Genomic DNA, 22121 nt, shown 5'->3' on the forward strand with positions numbered 1-22121 from the left:
GCGGGTCGGACAGCGATGCGGGCGTATCGGTGCTCATTGCTGTTGTGCGTGGCGCTGGCCGGGTGTGTCGCCACGCCTCCCAAGGAAGAGCCGCTGCTGCGCGAGGGTGTGTACACCCCCTTGCCGGCCGCGCAGGTCTCGGGCGATTCCGGGGCGGGGCGCACGCCGGAAAATGACGCGGACCGCGCCGAGGAGCGCAAGCCGGCGATCCGGCCGCTGCGCCGGGCGGGGGGCGGCCAGCCGGGCGCCGCTGCGTCCTCGCCCGCGGGGCCGCGCCTGAGCGATGAAAGCGTGCTGCTCAATTTCGTGGATGCGGACTTGCCCGCGGTATTGCGCGCGCTGGCGCGCTTCACAGGCCGCAACTTCCTGGTCGACCCGCGCGTGAAGGGCACGCTGACCCTGGTGTCGGAGGGCGAAGTCAGTTCGCAGACCGCCTACAGCATGCTGCTGGGCGCGTTGCGCATGCAGGGTTTCACGATAGTGGATGTGGGCGACGTCAGCCGCGTGGTGCCGGTGGCGGATGCCAAGCTGCAGGGCGGCGGCGTCAACCAGCAAGGCGGTTCCGCCGGCATCGCCACGCGCACCTTCCGCCTGAGCTATGAAAGCGCCGAAAAGCTCGTCCCCGTGCTGCAGCCCATGGTTCCGCCCGACGGCGCGATCACGGCTTATCCGCGCAACAATACCATTGTCATTACGGATTACGCGGACAACCTGGAGCGCATCGCCCGGGTCATCGCCAGCATCGATACGCCCACCTCGCTCGATACCTCTGTCGTGCCGCTCAATAACGGGATCGCGGTGGATATTGCCGCCATGGCGGCCGACTTGCTGGAGGGCGGCGGGCAGAACACAGATAGCATCGCGGTGATGGCGGACCCGCGCTCGAACAGCGTCGTGATCCGCTCCAGCAGCCCCGAGCGCACCGACCTGGCGCGCAACCTGGTGATAGAGCTGGACAATGTGCAGACCGATCCGGGCAATCTGCATGTGGTGTATTTGCGCAATGCGCAGGCCACGCATCTGGCCGGCGTGCTGCGCGGCGTGCTGACGGGCGAATCGGACGCTTCGGCCTCGGCGGGCGGCGATTCCGTGCGCGCCGCGCTGGGGGCCGGCGGCATGTTGAGCGGGGCCGGCGACGGTGCCGGCAACGCGCGGGCAAGCGCCGGCGGCGCCGCAAATGCGCGCGCAACGGCCGGCGGCACGGGCGGCGCGGGGTCCTTGCGCGGCGGGCAGGGCGGTTCGGGCGGCGCCGGCGCCGCGGCTGCGGGCGACGCGCAGTCCACGGCGTTTTCCGCCGGCGGCGTCACCGTCCAGGCCGATGTCAGCACCAACACTTTGATCATCTCGGCCCCCGAGCCCATGTACCGCAGCTTGCGCAAGGTCATCGATCTGCTGGATCAGCGCCGCGCCCAGGTGCTGGTGGAAAGCCTGATCGTGGAGGTCACCGAGAACGATGCCGCGGAGCTGGGCATCCAATGGATGACGGGCAACGGCCGCTTGTTCGGCGGGGCGCGCTTCGGCGGCTCGGGCCTGTCGGCCAATGCCCGCACGACGATAGACGCGGCGCCCGCCGGCTTGAACATCGGCGTGATCGACGGCACGATCAACCTGCCCGGCGTAGGCGAAATCCTGAACCTGAAGCTGCTCGCGCGGGCGCTCGAGACCAGGGGCGGCGCCAACATCCTGTCCACCCCCAATTTGCTGACGCTAGACAACGAGCCGGCCGCCATCATGGTGGGCAAGACCGTGCCTTTCATCAGCGGCCAGTACGTGACCGATGGCGGCGGGGGCAGCAACAACCCCTTCCAGACCATCGTGCGCGAAGACGTGGGCCTGAAACTGAACATACGCCCGCAGATATCCGAGGGCGGCACGGTCAAGCTGGACATCTACCAGGAAATCAGCAGCATCGACAGCCTCGAATCGGACAGCCTGGGCGGCATCGTGACCAACAAGCGCGCGCTCGATACCAGCGTGCTGCTCGACGACGGCCAGATCATGGTCATGGGCGGGCTGCTGGAGGACTCCGTGCAGACCAGCACCGATGCGGTGCCGGTGCTGGGCTCCATCCCTGTCCTGGGCGCGCTGTTCCGGTACGAGTCGCGCAAGCGCGTCAAGACCAACCTGATGGTTTTCCTGCGGCCCTACGTGGTGCGCGATGCGCGCGCCGGGCGCGGCCTGACCCAGGACCGGTACAACTTCATGCGGCGGGCGCAGGCCCGTTCGCAGCCCGGCTCGCACCCCTTGCTCAAGGACATGAAAGGGCCGGTCCTGCCGCCCTCGGACCTGCCGCAGGCCGGGCGCGCGGGCCCATATGACCTGCGCCCCGAGCATTGGGACCAGACCCAGTCGCTGGCGCCGCCTTCCACCGAGACCTCGTCGGCGCTGCGCCAGACGCCTTCCGCGGGCGGCCAGGACGAAGCGCCCGCCGTGGTCCGCACGCGCCTGCCCGCCGGCCTGGCCGTCGCCAGCGACCCGGAAGCCATGTATGGGCAGTCCGCCCGCAATGTGACCGTGATCCAGTTCGCCGAAACCCGCGAGCAGCAGGACGCCACGCGCATCGCCAGGCGCGTGCGCGTCAGCGGCCTGCAGGCCTATGCCCTGAGCGGCCCGGGCGGGCTGAATTATGTCGTGCGCGCGGATGTCGGACGCGACCCCCAGGCGGTGGACACCGCCGTGGGCCTGCTGCGCGAGCTGGGCTATCAGCCTGAACTGGTGGTGACGCCATGAACGCGCCGGCGCCCGGGCGGGCGGGCCCCGCGCTCGACAGCCTGCCCTACGCCTGGGCGCGCGCCCATCGCGCCTGCGTGGCCCGGGACGAGGGCGGCGCGCTGGTCCATGTCTGCCCGCAAACGCCCGGCTGGGCGGTGGTCGAGCTGCGGCGCCGCTACCCGGCCGCGGCTTTCCGCAGGGTCGGCGCAGCCGCGATGGACGACCTGATCGCCTCGGCCTATGCCCACGCCGGCGATGCGGCCTCGGTCATGGGGGCCGCCGAAAACAACATCGATCTGGACCGCCTGATGCAGGACATGCCGGAACTCACCGACCTGCTGGATGCGACCGACGACGCGCCGGTGATCCGCATGATCAACGCCTTGCTGTCCCAGGCGGCGGGGGACGGCGCCAGCGACATTCACTTCGATGTGTTCGAGACCCGCGCCAGCGTGCGCTATCGCGTCGACGGCCAGTTCCGCGACGTGGTGGCGCCGCGCAAGGCCCTGCATGCCGCCCTGATTTCGCGCATCAAGATCATGGCGCAGATGGACATCGCCGAAAAGCGCCTGCCCCAGGACGGCCGCATCGGCTTGCGCGTGGGGGGCAAGGCCATAGACGTTCGCGTATCGACGGTGCCCACCGCCCATGGCGAGCGCGCGGTGCTGCGCCTGCTGCTCAAGGATGCGGGGCGGCTGCAGCTGGCCTCGCTGGGCATGGCGCCGGAACTGCGCGACGGCCTGACCCGGCTGATACGCCAGCCCCACGGCATCGTGCTGGTGACCGGCCCCACCGGCAGCGGCAAGACCACCACGATGTATTCGGCCCTGGGTCAGCTGGACCCGGGCACCAACAACATCATGACCGTGGAAGACCCGATCGAGTACGACTTGCCGGGCATTGCCCAGATTCCGGTCAACGCCAGGATAGGCATGACTTTCGCGGTCGCCTTGCGGGCGGTCCTGCGCCAGGATCCCGACAACATCCTGATAGGCGAAACCCGCGATCTGGAAACGGCGCAGATCGCCATCCAGTCGTCGCTCACCGGGCACGGCGTCCTCACCTCGGTGCACACCAACAATGCCGTCTCGGCCGTCACGCGGGTGGTCGATATGGGGGTGGAGCCTTTCCTGCTGGCCTCCACGCTGCTGGGCGTGCTGGCCCAGCGCCTGGTGCGCTGCCTGTGTCCGGACTGCAAGCAGGCGGACGAAATGCCCGATGGCCGCCTGGCGTACCGCGCCGTCGGCTGCGCGGCCTGCGCCCACTCCGGCTACCGGGGGCGAACGGGCGTCCATGAACTGCTGGTGGTCGATAACGGGCTGCGCCGCCTCATCCACCAGCGCGCCGATGAACAGGCTCTGCTGGCCGCCGCCATCGAAGGCGGCATGCGCACCATGCGCGACGATGGCCAGCGCTGGGTGGATGCCGGCATCACCACGCAGGAAGAAATCCTGCGCGTAACGCGCGATGCGTAAAGGAGTACATCATGCCGACTTTTCAATATGAAGCCGCCGACGCCCAGGGCAGGATAGAGCTGGGCCGGCTGGAGGCCGATTCCCCGCGCGGCGCGCGCGCGGCCCTGCGCGGCCGGGGCCTGTCGCCCCTGGCGGTGGCCGAAAAGGCCGATGCCGGCGCGGGCGCTTCCTGGTTCGGCAAAAAGCTCTCCAACAGCGACCTGGCCTGGGCGACGCGCGAGCTGGCCAGCCTGCTGAGCGCCGGCCTGCCGCTGGAATCGGCCCTGGTGGCCACCATCGAGCAGGCCGAGCGCAAGCACGTCGCCCAGACGCTGGCCGAGGTCTGCGAGAACGTGCGCGGCGGCATGCGCTTCGCCGATGCGCTGGCCCAGCGGCCCAAGGATTTCCCGGACATCTACCGCGCGCTGGTCGGCGCCGGCGAGGATTCCGGCGACCAGGCGCGCGTGCTGGAGCGCCTGGCGGACTACCTGGAAGGGCGCGACGCCCTGCGCTCCAAAATCCTGACGGCCTTCATCTACCCCATCATCGTGGCGGTGATCTCGGTGTGCATCGTGGTCTTTCTGCTGGGCTACGTGGTGCCGCAAGTGGTCAGCGCCTTTTCCCAGTCGCACCAGGAATTGCCCGTGCTGACCCGGGTCATGCTGGCCTTGAGCGGCTTCGTGCGCGAGTGGGGCGCGCTCACCGCCGCCCTGGCCGGGCTGGCATTCTGGGCGTGGCGCAGGTCGCTGCAAAACCCGGCCACGCGCCTGGCCTGGCACAGCCGGCTGCTGCGCATGCCCGTGATCAGCAAGTTCGTGCTGGGCGTGAATACGGCGCGTTTCGCGTCCACCCTGTCCATTTTGCGCGATGCCGGCGTGCCTATGCTGCGCGCGCTGGAAGCCGCCCGCGAGACCATGGGCAACGAACGCATGCGCGGCGCCGCCTCGGACGTCATCGGGCGGGTGAAGGAAGGCGAAACGCTGGCGGCGGCCTTGAAGGCGCAGCGGCTCTTTCCGTCCAACCTGATCCATATGGTGGCCAGCGGCGAGAAAACCGGCGCGCTCGCGCCCATGCTGGACCGGGCCGCGCAGAACCTGTCGCGCGACCTGGAGCGCCGCGCGCTGCGCATGACCGCCATGCTGGAGCCCCTGATGACGGTAGGCATGGGGGGCATGGTGCTGATGATAGTGCTGGCCGTGATGATGCCCATCATGGAATTGAACCAGATGGTGCAGTAGCCGCGACACCCGAAGGAGGGAGGCCCTGGATGATGACAACGATGCCGCGCGCCGATGCGCCCGAAACCAGGCAGCACGGCATGGCCGTGATCAGCGCCCTGTTGCTGGTGGCCGTCATCACGGTGATTGCGGCCGGCATCGCGCAGCGGGAAAGCACATTCATCCGCATGGCGCAGAGCGACCAAACCCAGGCGCGGGCGCGCTGGGCCTTGCAGGGAACCCTCCACTGGGCGCAGGCCGTGCTGCGCGAGGACGCCCGGCGCAGCCCCGTAACGCGCCTGGACGGGCAGTGGAGCCGGCCCCTCGTGGACCAGCCGCTGCCCCCGGCCGGCGGCCGCGGGGGGGATACCCGCTACAGCGTCCAGATCACCGACGAGCAAGGCAAGTTCAATCTGCGCAACCTGGCGCAGAACGGCGCTATCGTGCCCGCCGAAGTGGAGGCCTTTGCCCGCTTGTGCGCCCTGCTGGGCATCCAGGCCGGGCAGGCCGATCGCATCATGCAGCGCGTGGTGGCGTCGCTGTCCGAAGAAGGGGTGCGCGGCCGCGCGCGGCAGGCGGCCGGCCGCGGCGATGACGACGAGTCGCGCCAGGCGGCGGCCCGCGCCGCCCAGCGGATAGGCCTGCCGGACGGCATTCCGGCCACGCCCCGGGCGCCGCAGATCCGCGCCCTGGACGATTTGCTGGCGGTGCCCGGGGTGACGCCGGAGGTGGTGGCGCGCTTGCGGCCTTACGCGACCATCCTGCCCGGCTACACATGGATCAATGCCAATACGGCGCCGCCCGAAGTGATCGCCGCCTGGGTGCCGGGCTTTTCGCTGGAGCGGGCCGCGGCGCTGCTCAAGGAACGCGATCGCGGCGTCTGGTTCGTCAGCCGCGGGGATTTCTATAACCGCCTGCGGCGCCCCGACCTGAGCGAATTCGACATACGCATAGGCATCGAAAGCCGCTGGTTCCTGGTGTCCAGCGTGGTGGCGCAGCAGGGCGCCATCGTCGTGCAGCAGGCCCTGCTGCACGACGACAAGAAATCCATGCCGCGCCTGGTATGGCAACGCACGGGCGCCTGAAAAAAAATGGAAAACACCCGAGCTTTGTCCATCATCCTGTCTTGGACGGAGACGAAAATAAGCCCATCGCTCAAGAGGGCGATTCCCGCAAGGCGATGGGTCCTTCACTCAAGCTACGACCCGCCGCCTTGTATTTAGTTCCTTTTTTTGTCGGATGCAAAGGAGTTTTATCATGGGTAAGCATTTCAAACTGAACATGATCGCTTTGGCGATTTCGATGGGTGTGGCCGGCGCGGCGTCGGCTCAGGTATATGGCGGCGGCGCGACGCTGCCGGAAAAGCTGTACAAAGGCGCAACGGGCAATCCCGGGCTGTTCCAAGGACTACCGAACTTTACTGATTTCGTGTACTCCGAGGGCATAGGTAGCGGCGGTGGCAAGAGCGCGTTTGCCACCAATGATTCCAATTTCATTTACCCTGGCGTTACGCCCAAAGTACCCGTTGCGTTCGCCGGCAGTGATTCCGTGATTGACGACAACTACGTCAGCACCTACAACGCAAGGGGCTGGGGCCGGTTGATCCAGATTCCCGCCGCGGGCACAAGCGTCACGCTTCCGTTCAATAAGACGGGTGGCGGCGAGCTTAGCCTGACCAACGCGCAGATTTGCCAGATTTTCGCCGGCCTGGATCCCGATTGGAACGTTGTTTACCGCGCTGGGAGCAGCGGTACGACGGAATTGCTCACCCGGTTCCTTACGTCGATCTGCGCCGGTCAGGACCTGAGTGGCAGCAACCTGGTGAACGGCGCATTCTCGACGAACTCGACGTTCGAGAGCCTCTTTACATCGTTACCCTCCGGTAAGTTTGTGGTGGCGTCCGGCAGCGGCAATGTTGTACCTACGGTGGACGGGGGTGTGAACCGCATAGGCTATGTCAGCCCTGACTATATTGTTGACTTGGCCGACGCGACCAAGGTCGCTAAAGTCAATGGCAATTTGCCTACCACTGCCAATGCGGGAGAAGCGCTGGGCACGGCGCTAGCTCCTCCCTTGGCTCAACGTGTAAACCCGGTGCGCTGGGTGCCAACTTTCGACACCGCTCCGACAGTTGGTTATCCGATTGTCGGCTACACCAACTTTCTGGTCGGCCAATGCTATCAAGACCAGGCAACGGAAGACCGCATCAAGGCCTTGGTCAAGGCCCTGGCTGACGGCGACTTCGACGCCAAGACAATCGCTCACTCTTTTGTGCCGCTGCCTGAAGCGTTCCGCAATGCCATCAATGACACCTTCGTGACCAATTCAATCAACAGGGGTCTGGACATCGGCAACACCAGCGCTTGCGGCGCGAACGGCCGTCCCGCCACCGCTTCCGCTTTCACTTTGTAGCCGCCTGTACAGCCATGACATCGGCTGAAAAGTAGGCACGCAGTATGGGCTGGCTCCGGCTTCTTTGCCAGGGCCGGCCCGCTACCTGCGCCGCTATTTCTGCGCCGCTATTTCTGCACCTCGGCTGCCGGGATGCAGCAGTAGCGACGTAATGAATAATAGAAAAGAGAGTTTTTTGACCATGAGCAAGAAAACAGCCGGCAACACAGGCGCCAGCACACGGTTGGTCCGCGCATCGCAGCGGCATCATCCACTGTCGCAAAGAAAAAATTATGCGGCAAGAGTGCTGGCCACGGCGTTTGCCGTGGGGGTCGCCGGCGGTGTCTTCTCGCCCATCGCCCAAGCCCAGTCGCGCCCCTTCAGCAGCGGCTGGATGGCGGCCAAGGGCGCGGCCCAGGCGCAGGCCGCGGCCACCGGCAGGCTGCCCAATGGCATGCTGGCCGGCATCAATCCGGCGGCCCAGCAACAGGCGCAGGCGCGCCAGCAACTGAACCGCTCGGTGGCCAACCTGGGCAGTGCCGCGGCAGCCATCGCCGCGCAGCAGGCCGTCCAGGCCGCCGCGCGCGCGGCGCCGCAGAACGATCCTTCCGTGCCCGATGGATTGACCGAGGGCGGCCTGAAGATCGACGCCCAGCCCTTGACGGCAGGGTGGCTCAACGCCAAGGCGCCGGCGCAGACGCAGGCCGGCGGGCGCACGACGGTCACGATCCAGCAAACGGCCGACAAGGCCATCCTGAACTGGGAGACCTTCAACGTCGGGCGCAACACCACGGTGAACTTCGACCAGGCGACCTACGACGCCGGCGGCAATCGCACGGCGCAGACCGGCTGGGCGGTGCTCAATCGCGTCAACGATCCTAATGCCCGCCCCAGCCAGATCCAGGGCCGGATCGAGGCCGACGGCACGGTCATGCTGGTCAACCGCAACGGCATCGTGTTCAGCGGCAGCAGCCAGGTCAATGTGCGCAACCTCGTGGCCGCGGCCGCCGACATCAAGGACGACCAATTCAGTGCGCGCGGCTTGTACGGGGCGGACGCCGGCGCGCAGGCCAGCTTCACCAATGCGCAGGGCGGGATCGACATCCGGCGCGGCGCCCAGATCGCCACTCACACGCCCGCCTCCGCCACGCAAGGCGGCGGCTACGTGCTGCTGATGGGCCGGGAGCTGCACAACGCCGGCCAGATCGCGACGCCAGACGGCCAGGTAGCGTTGGCGGCGGGCGACAGCTTCTTCATCCGCAAGGGGCAGGGCACCGAGGGCAACCAGCACTCCAGCACCCAGGGCAATGAAGTGGCCGCGCGCCTGAACACGGATAGCCTGACTACCGGCCGGGTGGTCAACGCGGGCCTGATTATGGCCACGACGGGCGACATTACGCTCACCGGTCGCGAGGTCGTGCAGCAGGCTGCGGATGCAGCCGGCCCCGCCGGGGTGGCCTTGACGACGACGACCGTCAACAAGCGCGGCACCATCCATCTCCTGAATTCGCGCAGCGACGGCGATGCGAGCGTGACGCTGGGCGCCGGCAGCGTGACCGCCATCCTGGTCGACGAAGGCGCGCAGACGGCGCTGGACGCGCAGCGCGATGCCCTGGCCAACAATCTGGACGTCTACGAGCCGAACAAAACCATCACCGATGCCTTGATCAAGGCCGACGGCGTGTTCGACAACCTTGCCATACCGGGCGTATTCAATACAGCCGATCCGGTACCCGCTGGCGGCATCACCGACCGTCGCGATCAATCCCGCATCGAAATCGTCAGCGGCGGCACCATCGCCTTCGAGGGCGATTCGCTCACGCTGGCCACCGGCGGCCAGATCGCCGTGCAGGCCGAAAAAGGCGGCAGTACCCGGCCCAATGCAGTCACTGGACGCACGTGGGTGGGCCGTGACGCGGTGCTGGACGTGGCCGGCGCGGTGGGCGTGAAGGTGGCCATGGAGAACAACAACATCCTGGTCAATGTGCAGGGCAACGAACTGCGCGATGCGCCGGTCAATCGCGACAGCAACCCGGAAGGCAACAACAGCCAGCTGAGCAGCAAGGACGTCTGGGTGGACGTGCGCGACCTGGTCTTCATCAAGGGCGACTACGATGCGCTGACCAACCCCCAGGGCACGCCGGATCGCTGGTACACCCAGGGCGGCCTGCTGGAAGTCAGCGGCTGGCGCGGCCTGCAGGCCCATGGCGCGGGCGAGTGGCTGGCCCAAGGCGGCACGGTCACCTTCGCCGGCCAGGAAGTCATCACCCAGGCCGGCTCGATCATCAACCTGTCGGGCGGCACGCTGGACGTGCAGGACGGCTACATCGAGCAGAGCTGGGTCAGGGGGGCGGACGGGCGGCTCTACGAGGTATCGCGCGCGCCCGGGGACATCCTGTACAAGGGCATCTACGAGGGCTACCAGGACGAGCACGCGCGCTGGGGCGAGCAGGCCACCCGCAGCTTCTATAATCCCTTGATCGCGCCGCGGCGCCGCTACGAGTCCGGCTACACCGTGGGGCGCGATGCGGGCCAGCTGGTGGTCTCGACCCGCAACGCCATCCTGGAAGGCGACATCGTGGGCGAGGTCTATCAGGGCGATCGCCAGACCCGGGCGCCCGAGCAGGGCCTGGACGGCTATGATCAGCGGCAGACGGCCGCCGCGCGCCGCGGCCAGTTGCTGGTGGGCGGCTACACGCCCATCTATGATGCGCAGGCAAAACGGCTGGCGCACAACCTTTCCGATTTGATCGGCAAGATCGTGTTCACGGACGCGCCCGATGCCTTGGGCGACGCCCTGGCGGCCGGCGACGCGCTGCCCGATGAGCGCGACGGCGTATTGGTGCTCGACGCCGGGCGCCTGAGCCGGCAGAACCTGGGCGCCATCAAAGTGGCGGCGACCAACGGCATCGACGTGCAGGGCAGCCTGTCGGTGGCCGATGGCGGCGAGATCGCGCTGTATGGCGCGGCGGTGGACGTCCAGGCCGATCTCACGGCCCACAGCGGGCGCATTGCCCTGGGCAATGTGCTGCCGGTGTATTCCACGGCGTGGGGCGAGCGCCTGATCGTCCCGAACGATGCAGCCGTGGCTGCGCACGTGGCGGTGGCCGATGGCGTGAGGCTGGATGCGACGGGGCGCCAGGGCAGCCAGCGCAAGGACATGGCCGACGCGCTGCTGCTGCCCTACGTGGATGGCGGCGAGGTCAGCATCCGCAGCAGCGGCGAGGTATCGATAGGCGAAGGCAGCCTGATCGATGTGTCGTCGGGAGCAGTGCTCTTGGCAAATAACAAGCTGCAAGGTGGCCGCGGCGGCGACGTGACCCTGGCCTCGGGGGCGCTCAGCAATGTCGCGGCGCCCCTGTACCTGAATGGCGAGATCAGAGGCTATGGGGTGCTGGGCGGCGGCACGCTGCGCATCGAGTCCGGCACGGCGGTGGGCATCGGCGCGCAACTGCTGTCGGAGAACGGGGTGTTGAAGGCCGGCGAGACGGCGCCCATCGGCTTGACCTTGCGCGAAGAAGTGGAAGTGGGTCTTGGCGAGACGCTGCTGGCGGATTATTCGTATCTGTCCGACATCTGGCAGCCTGGGGATAGATATCCTGCCGTCCCGAGCTGGAATGGCAGGATTACCCTCTATCTGCCGATTTCAGGGATAGACATTACGTTGATTACTGAGGAAGATTGGCAGATACCTTATCTGCAGGGGCCCAATCGGAACATCAGGAATTCGATAGTTGTCTGGGTCGTAAAGGAGGATGGTACGCAGGCTGGCTATGCATACCCATCGAATTGGTATTTGGATAGTGTGACTCCAGAGCAAATAGCGGCAGCCTCGATCGTTCCCAAAGGATCCAGGATTGCCAAGATCGAAAACTTGCAATATCTGCCGATCGGCTGGCGCCTTCCTGAGGATGTGTTTCCTAACGGTATACCTGTGGCATCGACGTACGAAGCCATGCTGCCGGCGGGCACACTCCTCACTGAAAAATCCCTCGCCCAGGTCGGCGCATCCTCGATCACCATTCCCGTGGGCGCGCTGGTCCCGACCGGTACGCAATTGAGCCGGGACGCCAAGGTCGCCCCGATACTCCAGTTGAATGCCGAGGATTTCCAGCGCGGCTTTTCACACTACGATGTGCGTGGCGCGCAGGGCGTGGTCGTGAGCCAGTCGGCGCAGGACGAGTCCATCGACGTCATGATGCCCATCCTGCGTCAGCAGGGGGTGGCGGCAAACGGCGACCCGATACTGGAGCTGTGGAAGGACATCCCGCTCTACACCGTCGATCCTGTTGCGCAGTCGATCACACAGCGCCGTGGCGCCAGCCTGTCCCTGACCGCCGGCAATGCGGGGCAGACGACCTCGGGCGGGCGCGAAGGCATAGGCGTGCATATCGCCGAAAACGGGGCCATTACCGTGGATCCCTTACAGAGCATTGCCCTGAATTCGATAGGAGGGATCACCGTGGAGGGCCGCTTGACGGCCAAGGGCGGCACGATCGAATTGCGCGAACTGACCGCGTCCCTGGCCAACCCTGCCGATGCGGACCCGGCCAAGCGCCTGTCCATGCTGATAGGCGAGCGTGCCGTGCTGGATGCGTCGGGCGGCGCGGTCGTGGCGCGCAACGGCCTGGACGAGGCGTTTGGCTACAGCTACGCGGGCGGCCAGATCATCCTGGGCGGCGTCATCGATGAAGAGCAGGGCAAGGCGTCGGCCGCGCACCTGTTCATCGACATCCGGCAAGGGGCGCTGCTCGACGCCTCCGGCGGCGCGGCTTTTGATCAGAACGGCCAGTTGCGCCATGCCAGCGCGGGCGGCGTGATCAGCCTGGCCACCCACAACGGCTGGGCGCTGGACGGGCGCATGGTGGCCGCCTCGGGCGGCGGCAATGCCGCCGGCGGCACCCTGTCGCTGGCGCTCGAAAGCCCGGTCTACGACACGCGGCGCGGCAATGGCGGCGCCTATCTCATGGACGTCTTGACTCAGCGTGAAATTACCCTCTATCAGCGCGACGCGGACCTCCGGGCGGCGGGCGACGTGGCCTTTGGACAGGGTTACCTTTCCGTGGAGCAGATCGCCGCGGGCGGCTTTGCCAACCTGGCGCTGCTGAGCAATGGCATGATCAGCTTTGCCGATGGCGTGGCGCTGGACCTGGGCGAGCGCGGCCAGAGCATCCGCCTGTACAGCATCGGCATAGGCTGGTCCGATGGCGCGCAGGGGCAGGGCGAGAGCGTGATCCGCGCGCCCTATGTGCGGCTGGCCGGCGCGAACTTTCGCGAGTTAGGTGACGTATACCAGGCGCGGGCCAACCCCGATTCTGTTGGAGGAATGTCCCAGGATGCGCGCGGCGCCAGCGGCGCGCTGAGCGTCTCGGCGGACCTGATCGACCTGCGCGACCAGCTGCGGATAGGCCTGCACTCCGATGGCAGCGGCTTCATGGGCCCTGCGCTCGACCGGCGCGGCTTTACCGATGTCGTGCTCGACAGCGCCGGCGACATCCGCTTCCTGGGCAGCAACAGCGGGCTCCTTGAGGGAACGCTGACCATGGATTTGTACGTTCCGCAGCGCCTGGAACTGCTGGCCTCGCGCGTGTATCCCGCGACCGGTGTACGGGCGCGTATTGTGGCGGGAAATGCGTGGGGGACAAAGATAAGACCTGGCGGCGGCGACACGATGTATGACCCGCAAAGCCTGATACGCGTGGCGCGTTCGTCCCGCGCCGATCCGGCCTTGTCCGCGCTGGCGCCGTATTCCCTTTACGGCCAACTGTCGTTCGGCGCCGCCGAAGTCCGGCAGGACGGCGTCGTCCTGGCGCCATTGGGCTTGATCAACCTGGGCACGGCGGATTCCTCGGGACTGACTGAACGGGTGATGCTGGGCGCCGACAGCGTGACCTCGGTCAGCGCCGCGGGCCTGGTCATGCCCTATGGCGGCACCGTGGACGGCATCGATTGGCAGACGCCGGCGGGCAGCGCTTACACGCCCCAGGGGCTGGGAGCGACAGACTCGACCAACCTGACTTCAGGCGTGGCGCTGACCGGCAGCACGATTACCGTGGGCGCGGATGCGCGCATCGATCTGAGTGGAGGGGGCGACGTGCTGGGCTTTGGCTTTGTATCGGGACGAGGGGGGTCGACCGATGTGCGCTACAGCCCGCTGCTGCAACTGGATGGCGACGGCGTGGTAAGGGCGCCGTCGCGATCAAGCAATGCGGTCTATGCCCTGGTGCCGGATTACGCCGGCTACGCGCCCGCGGGCAATGGCTCGGCCGCGCTGGATCCCATGGTGGGCCAGACCATACGTTTCGAAAACGGCAGCGGCTTGCCTGACGGTATTGTGCCGGGCGTGGCCTATACCCTGATGCCGGCCGATTACGCGCTGCTGCCCGGGGCTTTCCGGGTGGAGCTGAACGGCAGGCTGGCGCTCGGGTTTACATCCTTGGGGGCGCAGTCCGCGATGCCTGTTGCGCAAGCGGCGGCGCCGATGCGCAACGGCTCGTGGTCGGCCGCAGGCCGCCTGGGCGTGGCCAACAGCGGCGGGATGGTGGACAGCGACGCCTATCAGGTCATCCTGACCCCGGCGCAGACGATGAAACGCTACGCGCAGTACAACGAAACGAGCTACGCCGACTTCGTCCTGGCCGATGCCGCGCGCAAAGGCATTGTGCGCGGCCTGTCGCCGGACGACGCGCGCTCCTTGCTGCTGCGCTTCAACCCGCGCTATCGGTGGGACGGCACGCAATGGATCGCCGAGGAAGACGGCCGGGTCGTGTTCGAATTCGATGGCAGCGTCAATTTCAAGCCGGCCAAGGATGGCGATGACGGTAGCGTTGTGCTGACTGGCGCGACTGCGTTCGTCGGTGACACTGCGCAGTTGGAGGTCCTCTCCGATGCGGCTGCGGCGACCCGGGACTTCGGGGGCATCAGCGTGCGCGCCAGCGATCTGAATGCCATGGGCGCTGGCCGGATCGCCATTGGCGGCGCGCCCTACCAACGGTACGGGACGAATGATGTGAGGTTCATGGATAGCGGATCCACCTCTCGTGGCCTGCTGAACGTGACGCTGCGCGAAGGGGCGGTGCTTCGCGCGCCGGAGGTGATGCTGGTCACCCGTTCAGAGGGCAGCATCACGGTGGAGTCGGGCGCCGGCATCAATACGATAGGCATGGGATTACCGGCCTTCGGGGCGGGCAATGAACTTGTCTATACGCCGGCTGACCGCAGTGTGCTGGCCGTTTCCAACGGATGGGCGAACCTGCTGGCGCCATCCGCTTCGGCAGGCGGTGGCCGCATCGAGATCGGCGCCTGCCCGGCGGGTGCTGCGGATTGTTCCAGCGCCGCCCTGGCGCTCAATTCGGCGCAGTTGTATTCCGAAGGCACCATCGCCCTGGCGACGCACAGCGACCTTCGCATCGACGAGAGCGCCCGCTACGGCACGCGCAATCTCCTGCTGGCGGTGGCCGGCATCAATGTCGGCGGCGTCCCGGCGCTGGACGCGGCGCGCGAGCGCGGCGTGCTGACCGACGGCCTGACGCTGAACCAGCAGGTGCTCGACCGCCTGCTGCGGGGCGACCAGGCTTATGGCGCCCCGGCCCTGGAGAACCTCTTCCTGACCGCGGGCCGCTCGATGAACTTCTTCGAGTCGGTCGCCCTGAACACCCTCGATCCGGCCACGGGCCGCTCGCGCCTGAACAACCTGGTGCTGACCACCCCGGCCATCTACGGCTATGGCGGCGCGCAGGACGTGGCTCTGATCCAGACCGGCACCCTGGTCTGGAACGGCAGCGCCGGCAAGGCGCCCGCCGCCATAGCCCAGGGCGCGGGCAGCGGCTCGGGCGCCTTGCGCGTCGAGGCCGAGCGCATCGAGTTCGGCTACGGCCCCTGGACCCAGCCGGACGGCGTGACCGAGGTGGGCCGGCTGGCGCTGGGCTTTGCCGGCGTGCAGCTTTCGGCCACCGACCGCGTGACGGCCAACCACGAAGGCTCGCTGTCGGTCTACCAGACCCAGGGCGTCTACGTGCCCGGCAAGGGCTACGATTACCAGGGCGGCAGCCTGCTGATCAGCACCCCGCTGCTAACGGGCGAGGCGGGCTCGGTCAACCGCATCGCGGCGGGCGGGGCGATCGACATCCGCTCCCCGCTGGCCGAAGGCCAGGCGCAGCCAGTCTCCGATGCCTTGGGCGCCACGCTGACGCTCGAAGGACGCGGCGGCATCGTGCTGGACAGCGCCGTCATGCTGCCCAGCGGGCGCCTGACGGTCTCGGCGCACGATGACGTGATCCTGGGCGAGCGGGCCTTACTGGACGTCTCGGGCCGCAGCATCGACACCTTCGATCTGACCCAGTACAGCTGGGGCGGCGAGGTCATCCTGGAAAGCCAGGCGGGCAATATCCGCCAGGCGGGCGGGTCCGTCATCGACCTGTCGGCCGAGTACAACCAGGCGGGCAGGCTGACGGTGGCGGCCACCGATGCCGGCGCCGGGGTGGTCGACCTGCAAGGCCGCATCCTGGGCGGGGCCAGCGGCTACTATGACGCGGGCGGCACCTATGTGCCCTACCTGGCGGGCTTCGTCGACATCCACTCCACGAACCTGGGCGGCAGCGGCGACCTGAGCGGCTACTTTGCCAGCCTGAACCGGCGCCTGAACGACGGCGGCGTCTTTGGGGGGCGCAGCTTCCAGATCAAGCAGGGCAGCCTGACGATAGGCAATGACCCGGATTCCGAAGGGGGGGCCGGCGCGCTGCTCAAGGCGAACCAGGTCAATGTCTCCATCGACGGCGGCAGCCTGACGGTGGCGGGCATCATCGATGCCGGCGGCGAGCGCGTGGGCAGCATACGGCTGGCCGCCCGCGATGGCCTGACGATAGGCGGCAATGCGCTGCTGGACGCGCACGGCCGCCTGCTGCGCCTGGACAGCTACGGCAAGATCATCGATGCGCCCAACCGGGCCATCGTCGAACTCAATTCCGGGCAGGGCCTGCTGACCCTGGCCGAAGGCGCGCGCATCGACCTGCGCCACGGCACGGACGACGCGCGCGTGCAGGCCGACCCGGCGCTGCACGACGGCCAGGCGCGCGGCACGCTGGAGCTGTATGCGCCGCGCCTGGGCGCGGACCCGGCGGTGGGCGACGTGGCGATCGACGCGAGCCGGCCGGTGACGATCGAAGGCGCGAAGTCCATTGCCGTGATCGGCGCCTGGCGCTATGACGACGCCGACCCGGATGCGCTGCTGCGCGACGGCAGCCAGGCGGCCAGCGGGCGGCCATATCGCGAGATTACCCAAGACTACCTGGACAAGAAGGACACACAAAGCCAGGCCTTCATCAACAACGCGCTGGGCAATAGCAGCTTGATCAACGGCAAGCTGGCGGGGCTGAACAATGACAGCTACCGCGACGTGCTGCATCTGCGCCCGGGCGTGGAGATCGTGACCGACCGGGATATGGTCGTCAACGGCGACTTGGATCTGTCCGGCCATCGCTACGACAGCCTGAACCCCTTGGTCAAGGCCAGGTACACGCCCACGGCCCAAGCGGGCGACGCGGGCTACGGCTCGGGCGAGCCGGGTTCGCTGGTGCTTCGTACTGGCGGCGATCTGGATGTCTACGGCAGCATCAACGACGGCTTTGCGCTGCCCATAGACCCGGATACGGGCGAGGTGGTGGCCACGCCGGACGACAACGGCTGGGTGCTGACGCCGGGCAAGCAGGCCTTCGACATCGACGTGGTCACGCCGCGCTATGGCATTGTGCTCAAGGCGGGCACGACGCTGCCGGCGGGCAGCACCTTGAACTACGACTTGCCGGCCACCGATGGCGTGAACCTGCCGGCCGGCGCGCAGTTGCCGGCTGCGGCCACGCTGGCCGCCAACACCACCTTCGGGGCCGGCACGGTGCTGCCCGATGCGGTGACCGGGCGCGCGGCCGATGGCCGGGACGTCACGGTGCCGGCGGGCAAGCCCTTCCCCGAAGCGCTGACCTTGAACAGCGGCACGGCGCTGGGCGCCGGCGCGGTGCTGCCGGTGGCGGCCAAGGTCAACGGGCTGGCCTGGCCCAAGGGCGTGCCCTTGGCCACCGCCATCACACTGGGCGAGGACAAGACCCTGGCCATGGGGGCCTTCATTCCGGCGAACGCCAGTCTGGTGCTGGACTTGCCCGAAGGCGAGCTTTCCATCCCCTTACGGGCGGCGGGTGGAGGAAACCAAGGCAAGAACTGGGCGGTGGCGCCCATGCTGGAGGCAGGTTCCTTGTCGTGGTCCATGCGCCTGGTGGCCGGTGCGGATACTGATGCGGCCGACAGCCGGCTGCTGAAGCCGCGTGATCAGGCGGGCAATCTGACCCTGGCCGACACGCATTATGTGATGTACTCCAAGGCGGGGGGCGCGCTAGTCTGGACCGCGGTGGGAGCCTCGGACTTTGGCTTGAGCCCCTCGGCGGTGGGCAAGCCGGTGGCGGATTATCTTGATGAAATCGGTGAACCGAGTGTCGAGGCGGCATGCGGATACGATCCTGGCTATTGCGCGATGGGAGGCGGTCCACTGGTCTGGACCGAGTTCGGAGCCTCGGACTTTGGCTTGGACCCATCCGCGGTCGGCAAGCCGGTGGCGGATTACCTTGGGGCTATTGGCGAGCCGAATGCGGAAGCTGCTTGCAGTTACGACCCGGGTTACTGCGTCGCAGGCCCAGGCCGCAATGAAAGCACGCCAAGCAGCCTTCACTTCAGCGTTGTACGCACGGGGACGGGGGATCTGGAACTACTGGCCTCGGGCGACGTGTGGATGCAGTCGGCTTATGGCGTCTACACGGCGGGATCGGACACTGTAGGGCAGGGCGGTTTTTCTTCACAGGATTTTTATCAGCCTCGAGGGCGTTCCAGCGACCTGGCGGGTTCCATTCTTGGTAGTCAGGGTAAAACAGACGGCGCCGATTATGAACGGCTCGTAGATGAGAAGAGCGATACCAATCTGTACCGGGCCTGGTATCCGGATCAGGGCGGCAATGTCGTGATTGCCGCGGGACGCGATTTGCTCGGGTCGGTATGGGCCGCTCAAGTGGGCGACGGTCCGGCCCCAGCGCTGTTGCCGAGCGCCGGGGTGGGCAATTGGTCCTGGCGCCAGGGGACAGGCGCCGGCAGTTCCGCCGATGACGTGCCGACCGCCTGGTGGGTGAATTTCGGCACTTATGCGCATGAGCCATTCATGCAGCCCGAGTTTTCCGATGCCAAGAGACAGCCGCATTTAGTGGGGTTCACCGGCATTGGCGCGCTGGGTGGCGGGAACGTGATGGTGGACGTGGGCCGCCATGCCGGGGTCGTATCGGATTTGGGTGTGAACACCGAACATAGCGACGCGCTGGTCGTGGCGATCGGCGGCACCGGCAAGGTGCTGGCGGATGGCCAGATGGCGCTGACTGGCGGCGGTGATCTGGTGATGCGTATCGGCGGCGGCATCAATCGGGTGCAGGCTGATCCGGCGCAGGCCTGGCAGGCGCCTAGACATGAATTGCAGGGCGCCATCATCAATCTGCGCGGGAGCATGGACATCCAGGCGGCTTACATCGGACGGATTGCGCAAGAATATAACAGCCAGTTCAAGGACCGCAGCGACAGCCGGGCGGCCGATCCCTTTACTCCGACCGCGGCGAACGCGACGGCTGGCATAGTCTTGGCGCCGGGCGATGCGACAGTGCGTATCGCGGTCGCGGGCGATATGGTTCTGGGGGCGGTGACCGACCCGGGCCGCAGCCCGCAAGTGAGTACGACGCCTTATCAGGTGGACGGCCAACCCTATGAAGGCGGCGGCCTGACCGGTTTCAGTTTGTGGACGGACAATACCGCCGTCAGTATGCATTCGGTTGGAGGGGATGCCGTCCTCTCGACACAGTTGGGCGAACTCGAGTATCAACAGAATAATCCCGTCCTTTATCGCGATACTTCGCCTACCGATGGCAGCTTTGCCTTGCCCTCCCGGTTTGCAATGTCTGCAACGGCAGGCAATCTCTATATGGGGCATTCGGGCATCGCCAGGGCCACGAAGTTTAATGACAGCTATCCATTGATGCTGGCGCCGAGCGCCACTGGCACAGGGTATCTGGATCTCATCGCCGGGAAATCCATTTATGCGGGAGGCTACACCATCGATCGGTCCGGAGCGGATCCCTCCGTTTTGGCGACGCCTTTTCAGCCGCGATTTTCCGCATGGGATCGTTTCGAGATTCCGCTGGCGACGAAAAACTACCCCTCGGTCTATGCGATCGGCATGGATCTGGCACGAACCAATTCTCTCGATGCTTTTGGGGATATCGGCAATGCGTTGTGGGATGCCCCGCCCTTGACGGCGGCGCATTTCTACGCAAGGGAAGGCGATATCGTGGGGCTGCGCACGGGTGAGCTTTTGGAGTTCACACGTGGGGATTTGGCGGGTTCGGTCTTGCATGCCGCGGCCGGCCCCCTAAAAATGCAGGCGGGACGGGACATTGTAGGGTCCGGTGATCCATTAGGGAGCCTGCGTTATCTGGCCCAGGACAGCCTCAATGCAAACAATATTGTCTCGATCGGGAATTTGATCGTCCACAACGACGCCAACGATGTGTCGGTGGTGTCTGCGGGCGGCAACATCCTGTTCAGCAGCTTCAGCATCGCCGGCCCCGGCACGCTGGAGATCAGCGCCGGCGGCGATATTCGCCTGGACGATCAGAACTACGTGACCAGCCTGGGGCCTGTAAGCGCGGCCGACAAGCGCCCCGGCGCGAGCATCGTGATGCAGGCGGGCATGGGCGCCGGCGTGAACTACGCAGGATTCCTGGATCAGTACCTGAATCCCGGCAACCTGTTGGTGACTGGCGTTGCGCTGGCCGACCAGCCGGGCAAGGTGGCCAAGAGCTACGAAGAGGAACTGGCCGCCTGGCTGGCCGAGCGCTACGGTTTCGAGGGCACTGTTGAGGAAGCGCTGGCGGTCTTTGCAGCGCTGGCCCCCGAGCAGCAGCGCATCTTTGCGCGCCAGGTGTACTTTGCGGAGCTGCGCGAGGGCGGGCGCGAATACAACGACGCGGATGGACCGCGCTTCGGCAGCTACCTGCGCGGGCGCAACGCCATCGCGGCGCTGTTCCCGTCGAATTCCGCGTCGGGCGAGCCTAACGTGTATCAGGGCGACATCACGATGTACGGCGGCGCCGGCATCCATACGCGCATGGGCGGCGACATTCAGATGCTCACGCCTGGCGGCCGCCAGCTGTTCGGCATCGAGGGCGCCGCGCCGCCTTCGACGGCTGGCGTGATTACGCAGGGCTTCGGCAACATCCAGTTGTATTCGCTGGGCAGCATCCTGCTGGGCCAGAGCCGCATCATGACCACCTTCGGCGGCGATGTCCTGGCGTGGGCCGCGCAGGGCGACATCAACGCCGGGCGCGGCTCCAAGACCACCGTGGTCTACACGCCGCCGCGCCGCGTCTACGACCAGTGGGGCAATGTCGGGCTGTCGTCCGACGTGCCGACCACGGGCGCGGGGATAGCCACGCTGGCGCCGATCGCCGATGTGCCGCCGGGCAATATGGACCTGATCGCGCCCGAAGGCACGATAGACGCGGGCGAAGCCGGCATCCGCGTCTCGGGCAATGTGAACATCGCGGCGCTGCACGTGGTCAATGCGGCCAACATCCAGGTGAAGGGGGATTCGGTGGGCATTCCGATGGCGGCCGTGGTCAATACCGGGGCATTGGCCTCGGCCAGTTCGGCCTCGGCTTCGGCGGCCGCGGCGGCGCAGGAAACCGTGTCGCGCGCCCGCAATGAAGCCCGCCAGAACCAGCCGTCCATCTTCAGCGTGCAGATACTGGGCTTCGGCAACGAGGAAGCGGTGTAGTGTTGTGGTGCAAGAGATTCTGGCGTGCGTGCCGGGAGGGCTGGCGGACGATAGCGTGGCAGCTTGGCGCTATCGTCCGCATGGATGGGGTGCCCCATGGGCGCCAGCATGCGCGGCGGAGGCCGCCAATATTCTCCGTGATCCTTATCAAACTGAACTTGTGCCGCGTGCAGGCGGCAATACGGCACTTCACGCGACGCGGGCTTGTCCACCCGGACAATTCCGCCTAATCGTCATTCCTGCCGGTTTATTCTAGAGTGCTTGCTGGCAAACCATTTTTTGGAACGGCAGGCGTGTCTTCCTCCAACCCTTCTTCACAGTCCGGGCCGCTTGCCGATGTGGCGAAGGCCGGTTCCGGGCCGTCGCCTGGCCACGCACAGGGGCGCGGTGCGGCGCAAGCGCCGCGCCGCTTATCATTGTGCAACGACGTGGTTTTCAAGACCTTATTCAGCCTTCACCCGCATCTGCTATCCGACCTGATCAATGCCGTGCGCT

The 22121-nt window shown here is 66.7% G+C and carries 7 protein-coding genes; all 7 read left to right on the forward strand.

Features of this window, described 5'->3' with window-relative positions; genetic code table 11:
- Positions 1-15: 15 nt before the first annotated feature.
- The gene (gspD, locus tag BUB23_RS25580) at positions 16-2730 is read left to right on the forward strand and encodes a type II secretion system secretin GspD (RefSeq protein WP_084136264.1); all 2715 of its coding nucleotides are present in this window, start codon (positions 16-18) and stop codon (positions 2728-2730) included.
- Positions 2727-4187, forward strand: coding sequence for a type II secretion system ATPase GspE (gene gspE / locus BUB23_RS25585; protein ID WP_073110082.1), 1461 nt, complete (start codon positions 2727-2729; stop codon positions 4185-4187). Before gspD ends, gspE begins: the two co-directional genes overlap by 4 nt.
- 11 nt (positions 4188-4198) lie before the next feature.
- Entirely contained in the window at positions 4199-5404 is a 1206-nt protein-coding gene (gene gspF / locus BUB23_RS25590; protein WP_073110085.1) for a type II secretion system inner membrane protein GspF, read from the forward strand.
- A gap of 29 nt (positions 5405-5433) precedes the next feature.
- The gene (gene gspK / locus BUB23_RS25595) at positions 5434-6468 is read left to right on the forward strand and encodes a type II secretion system minor pseudopilin GspK (RefSeq protein ID WP_084136265.1); all 1035 of its coding nucleotides are present in this window, start codon (positions 5434-5436) and stop codon (positions 6466-6468) included.
- 172 nt (positions 6469-6640) lie between these two features.
- Positions 6641-7795, forward strand: a complete 1155-nt coding sequence (locus tag BUB23_RS25600; protein WP_073110090.1) for a substrate-binding domain-containing protein — start codon at positions 6641-6643, stop codon at positions 7793-7795.
- Between the two features lie 181 nt (positions 7796-7976).
- On the forward strand, positions 7977-21626 hold the full coding sequence (locus BUB23_RS25605) for a filamentous hemagglutinin family protein (RefSeq protein WP_073110093.1): 13650 nt from the start codon (positions 7977-7979) through the stop codon (positions 21624-21626).
- A gap of 293 nt (positions 21627-21919) precedes the next feature.
- Positions 21920-22121: hypothetical protein (locus BUB23_RS27215; RefSeq protein WP_218599164.1), on the forward strand; the 202-nt coding region annotated here is incomplete at its 3' end.

It is taken from the genome of Pollutimonas bauzanensis, from assembly GCF_900129885.1.
GTDB classification, from domain to species: Bacteria; Pseudomonadota; Gammaproteobacteria; order Burkholderiales; family Burkholderiaceae_B; genus Pollutimonas; species Pollutimonas bauzanensis.